Raw genomic sequence first — 16507 nt, forward strand, 5'->3', positions numbered from 1 at the left:
ATGATTGTGTTCGTTTTGGATTTTTTGCTTTTGTTTAGCGAATGTATGTTCTATAATAGGGAGGCAGATAGGTGGGATTACGTGAAATCAACGAGAAAAATTGCGGTGCGTCAAGTGGTCGAATTTATTTTAAGGCGGGGAAGTATCGATTCTCGCCATGTGAGTGAACATACACCACAAGAAGGTAGTCGCCTTCATCGAATGTTGCAAAAGGAAGCGGGGAGCCTTTATCAAAAGGAAGTATCTTTAAAAATTGAGGTGCCTTTAAATGGCCATAATTATTGTGTAGAAGGTCGTGCAGACGGCATTTTTGTGAAAGAAACTGGGCAAGTGGTCATTGATGAAATTAAAACATCCGAACCAGCGTTTGAAGAATTGCCGCCAGAAAAGGTCGAATTGTTTTGGTATCAAGCGATGTGTTATGGTCACATGTATTGCCAACAAGAACAACTTTCTGAAATAACGCTTCAACTCACTTATTATCAGACCACCACAAAACAAATCACACGACAAGAACGCCATTTTACAGAAGCTGCATTAGCGGAGTTTTTTACTGATTTGATGAAGCGCTATGAACAGTGGGTAATTTTTAAAGAAGAGTGGCGTATTTTGAGAAATAAATCATTAAAAAATCTTAGTTTTCCTTACGGGGAGTATCGCAAAGGGCAACGAGAATTGGCGGTAGCCGTCTATAAAACAATTCTTAGTAAACAGCGGCTCTTCGTGGAAGCACCAACTGGAACAGGCAAGACAATGTCCACTCTTTTTCCAGCAATGAAAGCAATTGGTGAAGAAGAAGGTGAACGGATTTTTTATTTAACAGCTAAGACCATCACGCGGCAAGTGGCTGAAGATGCCGTCAAAGCGCTGTCCGAAAAACAAGCGCAAACTAAGAGTATTACGTTAACAGCAAAAGATAAAATTTGTTTTTTAACTGAACGAAATTGTACACCAGAACATTGCCCGTTTGCTGATGGCTATTATGATCGTTTAAATGAGGGACTGTGGGATTTATTGCAACATGAAAATCATTTAACGAGAGAGGTTATTGAACGGTATGCACAAAAGCACCAATTGTGTCCATTCGAGTTGTCGCTAGATGCAAGTCTTTGGTGTGATTTAATTATTGGCGATTACAATTATCTATTTGATCCAACGGTTTATTTACGGCGCTTCTTTGAAGAACCCCAAAGTGCAGAAGAGAATATTTTTTTAGTGGATGAAACCCATAATTTGGTTAATCGTTCACGGGAGATGTATTCGGCCGCTATTTCTAGGAATGCGGTTTTGCAAATTCAAAAAAGATTGCAAAAAGAATCTGTTCAATTGAAAAGAGCTTGTCAAAAAGTCTTAACTACGTTTGATGATATTGAAGCAATCTGTGAAGAAAAAGACACGGATTTTTTTGCCCAACGCGCGCCAATTGATTCATTAGTTAAACAGATACATCGATTAACAGAAGTAATTGCAGAATGGTTGCCAGAAAATCAACACATTGAGGAATTGGCGTCGATTCTCAGTTTTTATTTTGATTGTTTAAGTTATCTTCGAATCAGCGAGTATTACGACAACGGCTTTTATACGTCTATTTCTTTGCGAAACTATGACTGCGTTGTGAAACAATTTTGTGTCGATCCGGCTTATTTATTGTCACAACGATTAGATAAAGGGAAAGCGAGTATCTTATTTTCGGCAAGTTTAACACCTCTGAATTATTATCAAGAAGTGCTTGGTGGAGGTGAAGAAAGCCTACGTTATCGGATTCCGTATCCTTTTCCGGAAGAAAATCAATTGTTGATGATTGGTAGTCATCTTCAAACAACCTATAAAAACCGTGAAAAAAGTTATCCACAGATTAGTGAACTTTTAGGGAAGTTAAGTGAAACAAAAACAGGTAATTATTTAATTTTCTTTCCTTCCTACGCCTATATGGATGATGTCTATCAAGTATTTAGCCAACGTTACCCGCAAGTAAAAACTCAAATTCAGGGAACGGACTTAAACGAAAAAGAGCGAGAAGCATTTTTAGCTGAATTTAAAGAGAATCCTCAAGAAACTTTCATCGGTTTTTGTGTTTTAGGTGGTATATTTTCAGAAGGAATTGACTTGAAAGGTACCCGATTGATTGGTACGATAATTGTTAGTGTCGGGCTACCACAAATGAACCCAGAGCAAGAACTGATTCGCACTTTTTATCAAGAAGAGCGAGGGCAAGGGTTTCAATTTGCGTATCAAATTCCTGGCATGAATAAAGTCTTGCAAGCGGCTGGACGTGTCATTCGAGATGCGCAAGATAAAGGCTTTGTGTTGTTATTAGACGAACGATTTGAATTACCAAGTGTCCAGCGTTTCTTTCCGCCGCATTGGTTGGCGCATCGAAAGGCAAACACCAATGAACAACTCATTCAACAAGTGAAACAATTTTGGTTAAAAAATAAAGAAAACAAAGGAGGAAACAAATGAAGACCATTTTAGTCCTTCATACAGGTGGGACCATTTCCATGTCGAAAGTAGCAGGAGGAAGTGTTGCCCCGAATGAAAAAAATCCGTTGATGGAACAAGAAGCATTATTTTCTGGCAAGGTTCATTTAGTTGTTGAAGATATTTTTAATATTCCCTCACCACACATGACCTTAGAACGGATGTTTCAATTAAAAGAACGGATTCAAAAAGCTTATTCTGAACCAATTGATGGCGTGGTTATTACGCATGGAACAGATACATTAGAAGAAACTGCTTATTTTTTAGATATAACCTTAGAGAAAAAAATCCCCATTGTTTTAACAGGAGCAATGCGGTCAAGTAACGAAATCGGTAGTGATGGCTTGTATAATTTCATCAGTGCTATTTGGACTGCTTGTTCAGACGAATCGTACGATAAAGGTGTTTTAGTCGTGATGAATGATGAAATTCATACGGCGCGTTATGTGACAAAAACACATACAACGAACGTAGCGACGTTTCGGACGCCAACTTTTGGACCAATAGGAACCATTGCGAAAGAACGTGCTTTTTTTGCGAAAGAGGTCTTACCGCAAGAAGTTTGCGATGTTTCTTCTGTGAAAGGAAATGTTCACGTAGTGAAGGCCTATGCGGGGATGGGTGAACGGATGTTTGAATTATTAAACACCCCAGAAACGGATGGGTTAGTAATTGAAGCGCTAGGCGCGGGTAATTTACCGCCAGAAACGCTCCCAGCATTACAAAAAATGCTAGACAACGGGATTCCAGTCGTTTTAGTTTCTCGTTGTTCCAATGGCATTGCTGAAGATATCTATGATTATGCTGGTGGTGGCGTTGGCTTGAAAAAAATGGGGGTCGTTTTTGCCCGTGGTTTAAACGGACCGAAAGCGCGGATTCGTTTAATTGTTGGTTTAAACAGCGAAAAAAATCCTGCAGAGTTAAAAGAATTTTTGGAACAGTAACTAATTTTAAGGAGAAAATAAATGAAGCTGTTTGAACGCATTCATCAAGATACTGAAATTCGACAAATTTATGATGCAATTGGTCAAATGGAAGATGAAGAAGCTGGGTGGGCATACCATAATTGGTTTCATGTAACCAATGTCGTAGCCATGACGGAAATGATTTTGAAACAACTTGCTGTTTCAGAGGAGTATTTAGAGGCGGCAAAAATTGCGGCACTGCTCCATGATGTGGGTGCGCTACAAGGAAAAGCAGGACATGCACTTCGTGGGAAACAATTTGCAGAAGCATATTTTCGTAAGCAAAAGATTTGTTTGCCTTATCAAGAAGAAATTTTATCTTCTATAGAAAATCATAGTAACGGCTTTGATTCGGAAGAGTTAATGACACTAGCGCTAATCATTAGTGATAAGTTAGATATTACAGCCTCTCGTGTTGCAAAGGCTGGTTATTTCGTACCGGGAATGCGGCAATTTCAATTTTTAAAGAAAATTGAAATTATGCTTTCAGAACAAGAAGTTTGTGTCTCGTTTACGGCAGAAGAAGAACTGGATTTAGAAGAATTAAATGCGTTTTATTTTATGCCAAAGGTTTTAAAAGCAATTGCCGCTTTTTCAGAAAAAATCCAACGCCGACCAATCGTTTTATTGAATAAACAAGAATGGCCGGTACCAAAACAAAAAAATCCTTCAACTGTTCATTAACAGTTGAAGGATTTTTTTAGCGATAATTATTAAACTCAAGAGCCATTGGTAAATCTAATTCTCGTAAAAGAGCCATGACTTTTTGTAAATCATCCCGACTTTTTCCAGTTACCCGAATTTTGTCTTCTTGGATTTGTGACTTAACTTTAATCCCAGAGTTTTTGATAGCTGTGTTGATTTTTTTCGCATTTTCTTTATCAATACCACTGATTAAATCACCATATTGGCGAGCGGTACCCCCTAAGGCTTTTTCACTTTCTGAGAAATGAATATTTTTAATCGGAACATTGCGTTTGACTAATTTTCCAAATAAAATATCCTTCACTTGCTCGACTTTATAATCATCTTCAGCTACGACTACTAGTTTATCGTTTTCCAATTTAATATCAGCAATTGACCCTTTAAAGTCAAAACGATTTTTCAATTCTTTCAAGGCAATTTGAATTGCGTTTTTGACTTCCTCCATATTGACCTCTGAAACTACATCAAAACTTGCTTCTTTTGCAGCCATGTAAAAACCTCCTAAAATATTCTTTGCTTCATCATATCATGAAATAGTAAAAAAGGTTAGGCTAGAATCATTTTGAATAGAGAAATAAGAAGATCAATTTTTAGGGATATCTTCCCGCATTCTTTCATGAAAACGTTGCAAAAAAAATTTTTTCAATGTTCGTTTTTAGCCCCTTTTCTTTTAGGATAGAACCTGTTATTCTAAGTCAGAAGAATAGCGAAGGAGCGAAGAAAAATGAGTCGATTGGTTAGTACTTACCAAAGAAATGAATCGATAAAAAAAATAGCAGTGATGGCGATAACCGCCTTGACTTCTGCGGTCGGTTTGAATTTCTTTTTGATTCCGGCAAAAGTTTTTTCGGCAGGGATGAACGGAATTGCGCAAATCATTGCTACATTATTATATACAAATTTAGGAATCCATATTAATACAGGGATTTTCATTTTATTTTTAAACATTCCCGTCTTCATTCTAGGGTTTGTAAAATTAGGGAAACAATCAACGATTCTTAGTTTCATCAATGTTATTGGCATTTCCGTTGTCACTATGTTTGTGCCAATCGTAACAGTCACAACGAATCCTTTGATGAACGCAATTATGGGTGGTGTCTTAGTCGGCGTTGGCGCAGGGCTTTCATTGAAAATGGGCTTTAACACTGGCGGCATGGACATTATTTCACTGATTCTTTCAAAAACAACAGGGAAAACCGTTGGTAATTTTATGTTCTTATTAAATGGTATTATTGTGCTGTTGGCTGGTTTTGTATTTAACTGGGAAAGTGCGTTGTATACTATTATTTCTATTTACTGTTTGAGTCAGGTGGTCGACATGATTCATACCAGTCACCAAAAAGTCACAGCAATGATTGTCACCACGAGACCAGAAGCCGTTGCCTTAGAAGTTTCTCAACAAATCGCTCGTGGCATGACCTTGTTGCCTTCAATCGGCGGCTATTCAGGTGCAGAAGGTCGGATGATTATGATGGTCATTACTCGCTACGAACTCTATGATTTAGAACAAGCAGTTTACAGTATCGATGAGAATGCCTTTGTAAATATTTTACCAACACAATCGGTTTTAGGGCGTTTTGCCAATGAAGATGAACAACGGATTTTTCATAGTACAGGAACATTTCCTGAGCTTCAATCTTACAAGGTGAAACGTTATCCACCAAAGAAAAAATTAAAATAGCAAGTCGGCCTTCAGGTCCCAAAGTCTTAACGGGAAAACTGGAGGTTTTTTTATAAAAATGAAGGTTATGTGAAAGAATAGACAAAAATTTTCTGAAAAAGGGAATTTTACTAGAAAAGTGTCAGGAATTCTGCTAAAATAGAACCGTTGGTTAGGGAACACCTAACAAATAAAGTTTTTAAAAACTTAGGAGGAATTTTTTATGCCAGTAGTATCAGGAGCAGAATTCTTAAAAGCAGCACGTAAAGGCGGGTATGCAGTAGGTGGCTATAACACAAATAACTTAGAATGGACACAAGCGATTTTAGAAGCAGCAGAAGCTAAAAAAGCACCAGTTCTAATCCAAACATCAATGGGCGCTGCTAAATACATGGGCGGCTACAAAGTAGCTAAAGACATGATTACTAATTTAGTAGACTCAATGAATATCACAGTTCCAGTAGCAATTCACTTAGACCACGGTGACTACGAAGCTGCTTTAGAATGTATCGAAGTTGGCTATACTTCAATCATGTTTGATGGTTCTCACTTACCATTCGAAGAAAACTTAAAATTAGCGAAAGATGTAGTTGAAAAAGCGCACGCTAAAGGTATTTCTGTCGAATGTGAAGTTGGTTCAATCGGTGGTGAAGAAGACGGAATCATCGGTACTGGCGAATTAGCTGATATCGAAGAATGTAAACAAATGGTTGCTACAGGTATTGACTACTTAGCATGTGGTATCGGTAACATCCATGGTCAATATCCAGAAAACTGGAAAGGTTTAGCATTTGATCACTTACAAGCGATTGCTGAAGCTGTCGGTTCTGATGTACCTCTAGTATTACACGGAGGTTCTGGTATTCCTCAAGAACAAATTGAAAAAGCAATTTCAATGGGTATCTCAAAAGTTAACGTAAATACAGAATTCCAATTATCATTCGCTAAAGCAACGCGCGAATATATTGAAGCTGGTAAAGATTTAGAAGGTAAAGGATTTGACCCTCGTAAATTATTAGCACCAGGTAAAGCTGCAATCATCAAAGATGCAGAAGAACACATTGATTGGTTCGGTTCAGCTAACAAAGCTTAATCAACTAGTTACGTTAAAGACAGCCACAGCACGTGGCTGTCTTTTTTATTTTTTGTTATTTTTTCATTCTATTAAAATACCTGAGAAGTTTTCTTTTTTCTTAAGCTTGATTATGATAGAATGATTGGGTAGTTTATTTAGAAAACGTATATTACAGATAGGTGAGAATATAAATGAAAAAAATTGTAATCAATGGGAATCGTCCATTAAAAGGCGAAGTAACCATTAGCGGCGCTAAAAATAGTGTGGTCGCTTTAATTCCAGCTGCTATTTTAGCAGATTCGCCCGTGACTTTAGATGGCGTTCCTGACATTCAGGATGTTCACTCATTAATTGAAATTTTAGAAATTATGGGTGCTAAAATTACTTTTGAAAATAATACATTAATTATTGACCCAACAGAAGTTGTTTCTGTGCCAATGCCAAAAGGAAAAATCAATAGCTTACGTGCGTCCTATTATTTTATGGGCTCACTTCTTGGTCGATTTGGGGAAGGCGTTGTCGGCTTACCTGGCGGTTGTTACTTAGGCCCTCGTCCAATTGATTTACATATCAAAGGATTTGAAGCATTAGGCGCTCATGTAACCAACGAACATGGGGCGATGTACTTGAGAACAGACGAAGCTGGCTTACAAGGAACACGAATTTTTATGGATATGGTATCTATTGGCGCTACAATCAATGTCATGTTAGCCGCAGTTAAAGCCAAAGGCAAAACGATTATTGAAAATGCTGCGCGTGAGCCAGAAATTATTGATATTGCTACATTATTAAATAACATGGGTGCAAAAGTTCGAGGAGCTGGAACGGATGTTATTCGGATTGAAGGAGTCGAAGAATTACATGGCTGTCGTCACTCGATTATTCCAGATCGAATTGAAGCTGGGACTTATTTAGCTATGGCAGCAGCTATGGGTGAAGGAATCAAGGTTCGAAATGTTATTTATGAGCATTTAGAAAGCTTCATTGCGAAATTGCAAGAAATGGGCGTTAAGATGACAATTGAAGAAGACATGATTGAAGTTCATCCGTCACATGATCTGAAAATGACGACGGTGAAAACCTATCCGTATCCTGGTTTTGCCACAGACTTGCAACAACCGTTAACGCCATTACTTTTAAAAGCGCAAGGAACTGGTGAAATTATTGATACGATATATGCTCAACGAAATAAGCATATCCCTGAGTTAGTGCGGATGGGGGCTGATGCTTCGGTTGAAGGCAATATGATTATCTTAAATGGCCCAAATCAATTGCACGGTGCAGAAGTAGTCGCCTCTGATTTACGGGCAGGCGCTTGCCTAGTCACTGCCGGCTTGATGGCTGAAGGTACGACCACGATTTATAATGTAGAATATATTTTACGTGGGTACGACCACATTATCGAAAAGTTAACTGCTTTGGGTGCTGATATTCAAATGCTAGAAACCGAAGAACAAGAAGGTCCGTTTGAGGTGGATCAATGAGCGACTATTTAACAATGGCTGAATTGGAAAACAGTACGTTAAAAGATATTTATGCGTACGCGAAAGAGTTTAAAATTCCTTATTATAGCCAAATGAACAAAAAAGAATTGTCTTTAGCTGTGATTCGTGCACAAGCTGAGAAGCAAGGGTTTTTCTTCATGGAAGGAATTTTAGATATTGTTTCTCAGGATGGTTATGGCTTTTTGCGGCCAATTAATTATGGACCAAGTGCAGAAGACATTTATATTTCTTCTTCTCAAATTCGTCGTTTCGGATTGAGAAATGGGGACAAAGTAGCTGGCAAGGCGCGTCCGCCAAAGGAATCAGAACGTTACTATGGACTCATGCATGTTGAAAGTGTCAATGGGAAAGATCCTGAAGAAGCGAAAGAGCGGCCACATTTTCCAGCGCTAACACCGTTGTATCCTGAAAAACAATTAACGTTAGAAACAACGGCTGGCAGATTATCAACACGAATGATTGATGTATTTGCCCCAATTGGTTTTGGGCAACGTGGTTTAATTGTAGCGCCGCCAAAAGCGGGGAAAACAAGTGTTTTAAAGGAAATTGCTAATGGGATTACAGAAAATCATCCTGATGTGGAATTGATTCTGTTGTTAATTGACGAGCGTCCTGAAGAAGTGACTGATTTAGAGCGAAGCGTTAAAGGCGATGTAGTTTCTTCAACTTTTGATCAACAACCACAAAATCATACGCGAGTTGCTGAATTGGTTCTGGATCGAGCAATGCGCTTAGTTGAAGACAAACGGGACGTAGTTATTTTAATGGACAGCATCACTCGTTTAGCAAGGGCCTATAATTTAGTGGTCCCGCCTAGTGGTCGAACCTTAAGTGGCGGAATAGATCCAGCTGCGTTTTTCAAACCTAAACGATTTTTTGGTGCTGCCAGAAATATCGAAGAAGGGGGCAGTCTGACTATTTTAGCCACGGCATTGGTGGATACAGGTAGCCGAATGGATGATGTCATCTATGAAGAATTCAAAGGCACAGGCAACATGGAGCTCCATTTATCTCGTGAATTAGCAGAGCGCCGTATTTTCCCAGCAATTGATATTAAAAAATCAAGTACACGAAAAGAAGAGTTGCTAATGACACCAGAACAACTAGAAGAAACGTGGAAATTGAGAAATAATATGTCAGGAGACTCGCTGGAATATACGGATCAATTCATAAAAATGTTGAAACGGACCCAAAATAATCAACAATTATTTGAAGTTTTCCATGATGTTTCGTTTGGCAAACAAATTAAAAGAAATCCAAAAAGATAATTGCATACCAACTGAAAACATGGTAAGATAGCATTGTTGTATACCGACAAAATAACTCTGATACAGCAAATGGATCAGGGCAAAGGAGCGAAAAAACGTATGAAACAAGATATCCATCCAAATTACCAACCAGTAGTATTCATGGATTCAACAACAGGTTTCAAATTCCTTTCAGGTTCAACTAAAGGATCTTCAGAAACTGTTGAATGGGAAGATGGCAACACTTATCCATTATTACGTGTTGAGGTTACTTCAGACTCACACCCATTCTACACTGGTCGTCAAAAATTCACACAAGCCGACGGACGTGTGGACCGTTTCAACAAAAAATACGGTCTCAAAGACGAAAACGCAAATCCAGACGCATAGTCTTTCAAAACATTGTTATGACAAGGTTTATAGAGGTTTTCCACTGTGGTGGGAAACCTCTTTTTTTTGCGTTAAATATGTAGTTTTAATTCAGAGAAAAGAAATAAAGCAACTTACCAATCTTTTCCTCTTTCTTTTCAAGATTATCCTTCCCAAAAGTCAAAGATTGATCAGCTTTGTTTCGCTGATTTGTTAGACTAGTAGGTACATTCAGCTTTATAAAGGAGATCTTGAAGAAATGAGTAGAAAAAAAGTCGGTGTTTTCTGTCTATTTCTGTTTTTCACATTTTTTATTATTGTTCCAAAAGTAGAAGCTACAGAAGAAATGAAGACTAAATTTACAGTAACGCCTGTTTTACCAGAAAATCAAGTGTCAGGAACATCTAGTTATTATGATTTAATTCTGGCACCAAAGCAATCTTCCACTATTGTCTTAGACATAAAAAATAAGACAGACGAAAAATTGTCCATCGTATTGACTCTAGCAAATGCATCAACAAATGATAATGGGTTGATTGTGTACAATGATTTTGATAAACCACTTGATTCATCGTTAAAGGTTCCGCTGACAGACTTGGTTACTTTAGAAAATGAGGAAGTGAGTGTGCCGCCTCATCAAACAGTATCAGCAAAGATGAAGGTGAAGGGACTTGATCAGCCTATCAAAGGAGTTGTGTTAGGCGGGGTTTATGCGCATCTCAAAGATGAAAAAACAGAGGAAGAGAACCAAACAACGGGATTAACCAGTCGCTACGGGTTTAATGTTGCGATTGCCATGAGGAGTGCTGAGAATGCTCCTTTAACAGAGGTGAACCAACTGAAATTAGCGAAAGTAACACCTACAATTGCTTTAGGGGCCAAATCACTAAAGGCGGTCATTCAAAATCCATATGCTGCTATTTTTCCAGAAGTTCGTTTAGAAGGTCAAGTGATAAAAAAAGGATCCTCTAAAAAAATTGCACAACGGACACTAAAAAATGTTCGCTTTGCCCCAAATAGTTCCATGAATTTTCATCTTGATTTGGGCAAACAACCGCTAGATGCTGGGACTTATATATTTACAGGACGTGCTATTTTACAACAAGATGAACAACAGTCTTGGCCTTTTCAACAAGAATTTACGATTAACACTCGTGAAGCAAAAAAATTGAATCAAGAAGCTACGGTCAAATGGGTCCTACCCACATGGTGGTTACCGACTTTCTACACGTTGTTAGTAATCACAATTGGGGCAATTTATAGTGTCATTTGGCGCAATAATTATCAAAAAACAAGCGAAAAGGAGAGTGAGAATAATGGCTAGTTGGTTTTGGTTGTCTGGCGGTTTAGCGGTCATTTGTTTTATGTTTTTCCTCTTTTCTTTGCTGACTAGTATGAGTTTTATTCAGCATGCAAAAGAACCCAGAAGTATTCTAAAAGAAACGCTTTTAAGTTGGTTAATGCTTTTACTTAGTGGTGGATGGATTACAATCGGACTATTGTTATATTTTTCGCTAAAGAATCAATAAACAAAAAACGAGCATTCATTGTTAGATAACCATGAATGCTCGTTTTTTTGTTTTAGAAAAATGCTCTTTAGCAACTTGCCAGATTTCATTGGGCAACCTGACTGAAATTGTTAAATTGTTCTGTCGAAACGACAAAAAAGTGGTAAACTAAACGTGTATGTTAGTTATTTAATCAAAAGTAATGTATCCGCTTACTTATAAAATGGAAACGAAGGAGCATATTGCAATGACAGAAAAACTTTTAGGAAGTATCGAAGCCGGTGGCACAAAATTTGTATGTGGCGTTGGGACAGATGATTTGACCATTGTGGAACGTGTCAGTTTTCCCACAACAACCCCAGAAGAAACAATGAAAAAAGTAATAGAATTTTTCCAACAATATCCTTTAAAAGCGATTGGGATTGGTTCGTTTGGTCCGATTGATATTCACGTTGATTCTCCTACGTATGGTTATATCACTTCTACACCAAAATTAGCTTGGCGTAACTTTGACTTGTTAGGGACTATGAAACAACATTTTGATGTGCCAATGGCTTGGACAACGGATGTGAATGCTGCGGCATATGGTGAGTATGTTGCTGGAAATGGGCAACATACATCTAGTTGTGTATATTATACAATTGGAACTGGTGTTGGCGCTGGAGCGATTCAAAACGGTGAGTTTATTGAAGGCTTTAGCCACCCAGAAATGGGGCATGCGTTAGTCCGTCGTCATCCTGAAGATACGTATGCAGGAAATTGTCCTTATCATGGAGATTGTTTAGAAGGGATTGCAGCAGGACCAGCAGTTGAAGGTCGTTCTGGTAAAAAAGGACATTTATTGGAAGAGGATCATAAAACTTGGGAACTAGAAGCTTATTATTTAGCGCAAGCGGCGTACAATACGACTTTATTATTAGCGCCAGAAGTGATCATTTTAGGCGGCGGCGTCATGAAACAACGTCATTTGATGCCGAAAGTTCGTGAAAAATTTGCTGAATTAGTCAATGGATATGTGGAAACACCGCCTTTAGAAAAATACTTGGTGACGCCTCTTTTAGAAGATAATCCAGGAACAATTGGTTGCTTTGCCTTGGCAAAAAAAGCTTTAATAGCTCAAAAATAACCGTTTATTCGTAGTTCATGCATTATATTTGAAGGAAATGGCTAAGAATGATACTCTTATTATGTAATTAATTATTTAGGAGGGATTAGCATGGCAGATTTAAAAGGACGTTTTGACGATGCAAAAGATAAAGTAGAAGGTACTGCAAAAGAAGCGCAAGGCAAAGTTACGGATGATAAAGGCAAAGAACTTGAAGGAAAAGCTCAATCAACCTTTGCTGACGTAAAAGACAAAGCACGTGATGCCGGCGACGACCTTAAAGAAGGCGCTGAAAAATTAACTGATAAAGTTAAAGAAGGCTTTGAAGACTTAAAAGACAAATTTAGTAAAGATAAATAAAAATTAACAAAAGAGCGTGGGCTTACGTTATTTCAACGTAGGCCCACGCTCTTTTGTTTAGACATCAAATCCTTGTTTTTGCAAGAAAATTTTTACTTCTGGGCGACGATTATAAGAAAAATAGGACAAAGATTTCTGTGACCAATCCGCTGTTTGGGCGTTACTTGAGCGGCTGGCATAATAATCTTTTAATAATTCATCATACGCGTGCATATCTGTCAATTTGTCTGGTTGATAGTGATTTTCGCTTAAAATATTTTCAAAAGGCATCCGTGGTTTTACACCATTTAACGTTTCTGGTACACCGATTGTTAATCCAAAAAGTGGTACAGTTAATTCAGGCAAAGATAAGCGTTTGGCTACTGTGTCTAAGTCATTTCGAATGCCGCCAATATAACAAATCCCTAAATCCATAGATTCAGCCGCAATGGCCATGTTTTGCGCAGCAATCGTTGTATCAACGGCAGCTACTAATAATGATTCTGGTGTTTTTAAGGGTTCCAATGATTGCCCCTCTTTTGACAAAATCGTTGCATGACGATACAAATCAGCAACAAAAACATAGAACACACCAGTGTTAACGACATAGTCTTCACAATTCGCTAAACGTCCCAATTCTCTGCGTAGCTCAGGATCTTTGATTTCTATAATTGTATAAGCTTGTAAAAAATTGGAGCTTGATCCTGCTTGAGCTGCAGTAATTAACTGTTGTTTCTGCTTGTCCGTTAACGCTTGCTTTTTAAAATGACGAACGGAACGGTGACTTAGTAATTGTTCGATTGTTTGATTCATAAAAAACCTCCGTTTAAATTAAGAAAGAGAACAGAAAAACCCACAGCTTAATAGTGGGTTTCTCTGTCGTTAATTGCTAAAGATTACAGAATACGTTCAAATGGATCTAAACTAATTCCTTGGTCTAAGACGATTTTTGCGTATTCTTTCGCTGCAAATAAAGAATGATCTTTGTAGTTTCCGCACTCTTTTGCAGAGACTGCTGGAACAACTTCTGTATTGATTACTTTGTTTAAAACGTTGACTAATGCATCACGGATTTCTTGTGGTGAATGTTGATCCCACATAATCATATAAAAACCAGTGCGGCAACCCATTGGCGAAATGTCAATGATTCCTTTTAATTCATCACGCATGTTAACTGCTAACAAATGTTCCAACGTGTGTAATGCGCCTGTTGGTAGGGCATCTTTGTTTGGTTGTAAGAAACGTAAGTCATATTTTTCGACTAACGCATCACCATTTTGTTCTGTGCCAGCAAGGCGAACATATGGTGCTTTTACTGTGTTGTGATCTAATTCAAAACTTTCTACGCGTGCCATGAAATTTCGCTCCCTTTATAATTAAATTCGTTTTAACTATAACAAATTTAAGTCAAAAGTCAATGGATAGTCCTTTGATGGGTAATAGTTTTAAAATATCATGGGAAAATAAAAAAATCATTTTTTTGACTATGTAGGTTTTTTCAATACTATGGTAAAATAGGACAAGTAGCTTTTACAAGAAGGTAAGAGGGGAGTATGAAAATATGGGAAAAGAATATCATGTTGCCGTGGTAGGAGCAACAGGTGCTGTCGGGACAAGAATGATTGAATTGTTAGCAGAGACAAGTTTGCCAATTGCCAGTGTGAGGTTATTGGCGTCTAAGCGTTCTGCTGGACAAGAGATTCAGTTTAAAGGACAACCTCTTATCGTGGAAGAATTAGTCCCGGAATCATTTGAAGGAATCGATTTAGCATTATTTAGTGCTGGTGGGAGTATTTCCGAAAAGTTTGCACCAGAAGCAGTTAAGCGCGGAGCTGTCGTTGTTGACAACACTAGCCATTTTAGAATGGCAAAAGATGTTCCTTTAGTTGTTCCAGAAGTGAACCCGGAAGCCTTGAAAAATCATCAGGGAATCATCGCAAATCCCAATTGTTCTACGATTCAAATGATGGTGGCCTTAGAACCAATTCGGCAAGCGTTTGGCTTAGAACGAATCATCGTTTCAACGTATCAAGCTGTGAGTGGCGCAGGTATCCGTGCAATTAATGAGCTAAAAGAACAAGCCGAAGATTTTTTAGAGGGAAAATCTGTCAGTGAATGGTCAGCTGAAATTTTACCAGCTGGCAGTGACGAAAAACATTATCCAATTGCTTTTAATGCGTTGCCTCAAATTGATGTTTTTTCAGAAGCAGGGTATACCTACGAAGAATGGAAAATGATGAATGAAACAAAAAAAATCATGGGAGACAACAAGCTAAAAGTTGTTGCCACCTGTGTCCGTATTCCGGTAATTTCAGGACATTCTGAATCTGTTTATATAGAAGTGAAACAAGCAGATGCATCGGTCTCAGCCATCCAAGAATTAATGGCGCAAGCTCCAGGTGTAATTTTGCAAGATGAGCCAAGTGAACAACTATATCCACAAGCGCTAAATAGCGTCAACCAGAAAGAAACATTTGTCGGCCGTATTCGTCAAGACGTTGACGTGAAGAACGGTTTCCATTTATGGATTGTGTCAGACAACCTATTAAAAGGAGCTGCTTGGAACTCGGTCCAAATTGCTGAAACGCTACACGAAATGAATTTGCTTCGTGTACCTGAAAACGACTAGAAGGTTTGTATTGTATACTCGGGAGGGAATAGGATGGATTTAACGAATGCAAAAATTATTACGGCAATGGTTACGCCGTTTCAAGAATCGGGAGAAATAGATTTTGATAAACTACCGCAATTGGTAGACTATTTATTGGCCAATCATACAGAAGGCGTTATTTTAGCAGGAACAACTGGTGAATCACCCACGTTAACTCATGAAGAAGAATTACAATTATTCCAGCGAATGATTGAACTGATTGATGGACGTATTCCGATTATTTGTGGTGTGGGTACGAATGATACACGTGACTCAGTCGCTTTTGTGAAAGAGTTAGCGACAATCGCTGGTATCGATGCTGTTTTGGCGGTTGTTCCTTATTATAATAAACCAAATCAAGAAGGTATGTATCAACATTTTAAAACCATCGCAGAAGCAAGTGAACTACCAATTATTTTGTACAATGTTCCTGGTAGAACGGCTGCATGTCTAGAAGTGGAAACTACTTTGCGCTTAGCACAATTGGAAAAAATTGTGGCGATTAAAGAATGTGCAGGGTTAGATGCAATTACTGAGTTGATTGAAAGAGCGCCAAAAGACTTTCTAGTGTATACTGGAGAAGACGGGTTGGCTTTTGCCACCAAGGCACTTGGCGGACAAGGGGTTATTTCGGTAGCCAGTCATGTCTTCGGTTCGTCAATGTATGAGATGTATCAAGCGCTGGAGCAGGGGAACTTGCCGGAAGCGGCTAAAATTCAACGACAGTTATTACCAAAAATGAACGCATTGTTTTCAGTGCCTTCGCCGGCACCCGTGAAAGCGGCCTTAAATCATTTAGGTATTCCTGTTGGAAATTTACGTTTACCTCTAGTTGCTTGTACACCAGAAGAAGAGCAAAGAATTATTCGCGCGTTAGAGATTTAAAGAACGTGTAATC

At 38.3% G+C, this 16507-nt stretch carries 17 protein-coding genes; 14 read left to right on the plus strand and 3 right to left on the minus strand.

Annotated features, from left to right (window positions below; genetic code table 11):
* Genes IGJ37_RS04695 through IGJ37_RS04705 form a run of 3 tightly spaced genes read left to right on the plus strand, consistent with a single transcriptional unit; the run spans position 1 to position 4130 of the window.
* Positions 1-2463, plus strand: a complete 2463-nt coding sequence (locus tag IGJ37_RS04695) for a helicase C-terminal domain-containing protein (RefSeq protein ID WP_002386632.1) — start codon at positions 1-3, stop codon at positions 2461-2463.
* Entirely contained in the window at positions 2460-3425 is a 966-nt protein-coding gene (locus tag IGJ37_RS04700) for an asparaginase (protein ID WP_002357976.1), read from the plus strand. The genes IGJ37_RS04695 and IGJ37_RS04700 overlap by 4 nt, the downstream gene beginning before the upstream one ends.
* A 21-nt stretch (positions 3426-3446) precedes the next feature.
* Positions 3447-4130, plus strand: a complete 684-nt coding sequence (locus tag IGJ37_RS04705; protein WP_010709340.1) for an HD domain-containing protein — start codon at positions 3447-3449, stop codon at positions 4128-4130.
* Positions 4131-4146: 16 nt separating this feature from the next.
* Here the strand turns inward: IGJ37_RS04705 and IGJ37_RS04710 are convergent, their stop codons facing one another.
* Positions 4147-4641, minus strand: a complete 495-nt coding sequence (locus tag IGJ37_RS04710; protein ID WP_002357974.1) for a YajQ family cyclic di-GMP-binding protein — start codon at positions 4639-4641, stop codon at positions 4147-4149.
* 234 nt (positions 4642-4875) lie between these two features.
* Between IGJ37_RS04710 and IGJ37_RS04715 the strand changes: the two genes are divergently transcribed.
* From IGJ37_RS04715 to IGJ37_RS04755, 9 genes are all read left to right on the plus strand, one after another.
* On the plus strand, positions 4876-5832 hold the full coding sequence (locus IGJ37_RS04715; RefSeq protein WP_002381974.1) for a YitT family protein: 957 nt from the start codon (positions 4876-4878) through the stop codon (positions 5830-5832).
* Between the two features lie 202 nt (positions 5833-6034).
* Positions 6035-6904 carry a class II fructose-bisphosphate aldolase gene (locus tag IGJ37_RS04720; RefSeq protein WP_002357972.1) on the plus strand — a complete coding sequence of 290 codons (870 nt, stop codon included), beginning with the start codon at positions 6035-6037 and terminating at the stop codon, positions 6902-6904.
* Between the two features lie 173 nt (positions 6905-7077).
* Entirely contained in the window at positions 7078-8370 is a 1293-nt protein-coding gene (locus IGJ37_RS04725; protein ID WP_002357969.1) for a UDP-N-acetylglucosamine 1-carboxyvinyltransferase, read from the plus strand.
* On the plus strand, positions 8367-9659 hold the full coding sequence (rho, locus tag IGJ37_RS04730) for a transcription termination factor Rho (protein WP_002357968.1): 1293 nt from the start codon (positions 8367-8369) through the stop codon (positions 9657-9659). The genes IGJ37_RS04725 and rho overlap by 4 nt, the downstream gene beginning before the upstream one ends.
* A gap of 99 nt (positions 9660-9758) precedes the next feature.
* Entirely contained in the window at positions 9759-10028 is a 270-nt protein-coding gene (locus IGJ37_RS04735) for a type B 50S ribosomal protein L31 (protein ID WP_002357967.1), read from the plus strand.
* A gap of 238 nt (positions 10029-10266) precedes the next feature.
* Positions 10267-11331, plus strand: a complete 1065-nt coding sequence (locus IGJ37_RS04740; protein ID WP_104891058.1) for a DUF916 and DUF3324 domain-containing protein — start codon at positions 10267-10269, stop codon at positions 11329-11331.
* Positions 11324-11536, plus strand: a complete 213-nt coding sequence (locus IGJ37_RS04745) for a hypothetical protein (protein ID WP_002357965.1) — start codon at positions 11324-11326, stop codon at positions 11534-11536. Before IGJ37_RS04740 ends, IGJ37_RS04745 begins: the two co-directional genes overlap by 8 nt.
* A 226-nt stretch (positions 11537-11762) precedes the next feature.
* On the plus strand, positions 11763-12641 hold the full coding sequence (gene scrK, locus IGJ37_RS04750) for a fructokinase ScrK (protein ID WP_002357964.1): 879 nt from the start codon (positions 11763-11765) through the stop codon (positions 12639-12641).
* 90 nt (positions 12642-12731) lie between these two features.
* Positions 12732-12980, plus strand: coding sequence for a YtxH domain-containing protein (locus IGJ37_RS04755; protein ID WP_002357962.1), 249 nt, complete (start codon positions 12732-12734; stop codon positions 12978-12980).
* Between the two features lie 57 nt (positions 12981-13037).
* On the opposite strand, the gene nfsA is transcribed toward IGJ37_RS04755, so the two are convergent.
* Complete coding sequence (nfsA, locus tag IGJ37_RS04760) at positions 13038-13772, minus strand: oxygen-insensitive NADPH nitroreductase (protein ID WP_142958266.1); 735 nt, start codon at positions 13770-13772, stop codon at positions 13038-13040.
* Positions 13773-13855: 83 nt separating this feature from the next.
* The gene (locus IGJ37_RS04765; protein WP_002357960.1) at positions 13856-14314 is read right to left on the minus strand and encodes an S-ribosylhomocysteine lyase; all 459 of its coding nucleotides are present in this window, start codon (positions 14312-14314) and stop codon (positions 13856-13858) included.
* 206 nt (positions 14315-14520) lie between these two features.
* Here IGJ37_RS04765 and IGJ37_RS04770 point away from each other — a divergent pair, with 206 nt between their 5' ends.
* Together IGJ37_RS04770 and dapA are read left to right on the plus strand one after the other, a co-directional pair.
* Positions 14521-15588 carry an aspartate-semialdehyde dehydrogenase gene (locus IGJ37_RS04770; protein ID WP_002397179.1) on the plus strand — a complete coding sequence of 356 codons (1068 nt, stop codon included), beginning with the start codon at positions 14521-14523 and terminating at the stop codon, positions 15586-15588.
* 33 nt (positions 15589-15621) lie between these two features.
* On the plus strand, positions 15622-16494 hold the full coding sequence (gene dapA, locus IGJ37_RS04775) for a 4-hydroxy-tetrahydrodipicolinate synthase (RefSeq protein ID WP_430598977.1): 873 nt from the start codon (positions 15622-15624) through the stop codon (positions 16492-16494).
* The last annotated feature ends 13 nt before the right edge of the window (positions 16495-16507 follow it).

Origin of the sequence: Enterococcus sp. AZ104 (assembly GCF_050546705.1) — a bacterium.
Lineage (GTDB): Bacteria > Bacillota > Bacilli > Lactobacillales > Enterococcaceae > Enterococcus > Enterococcus faecalis.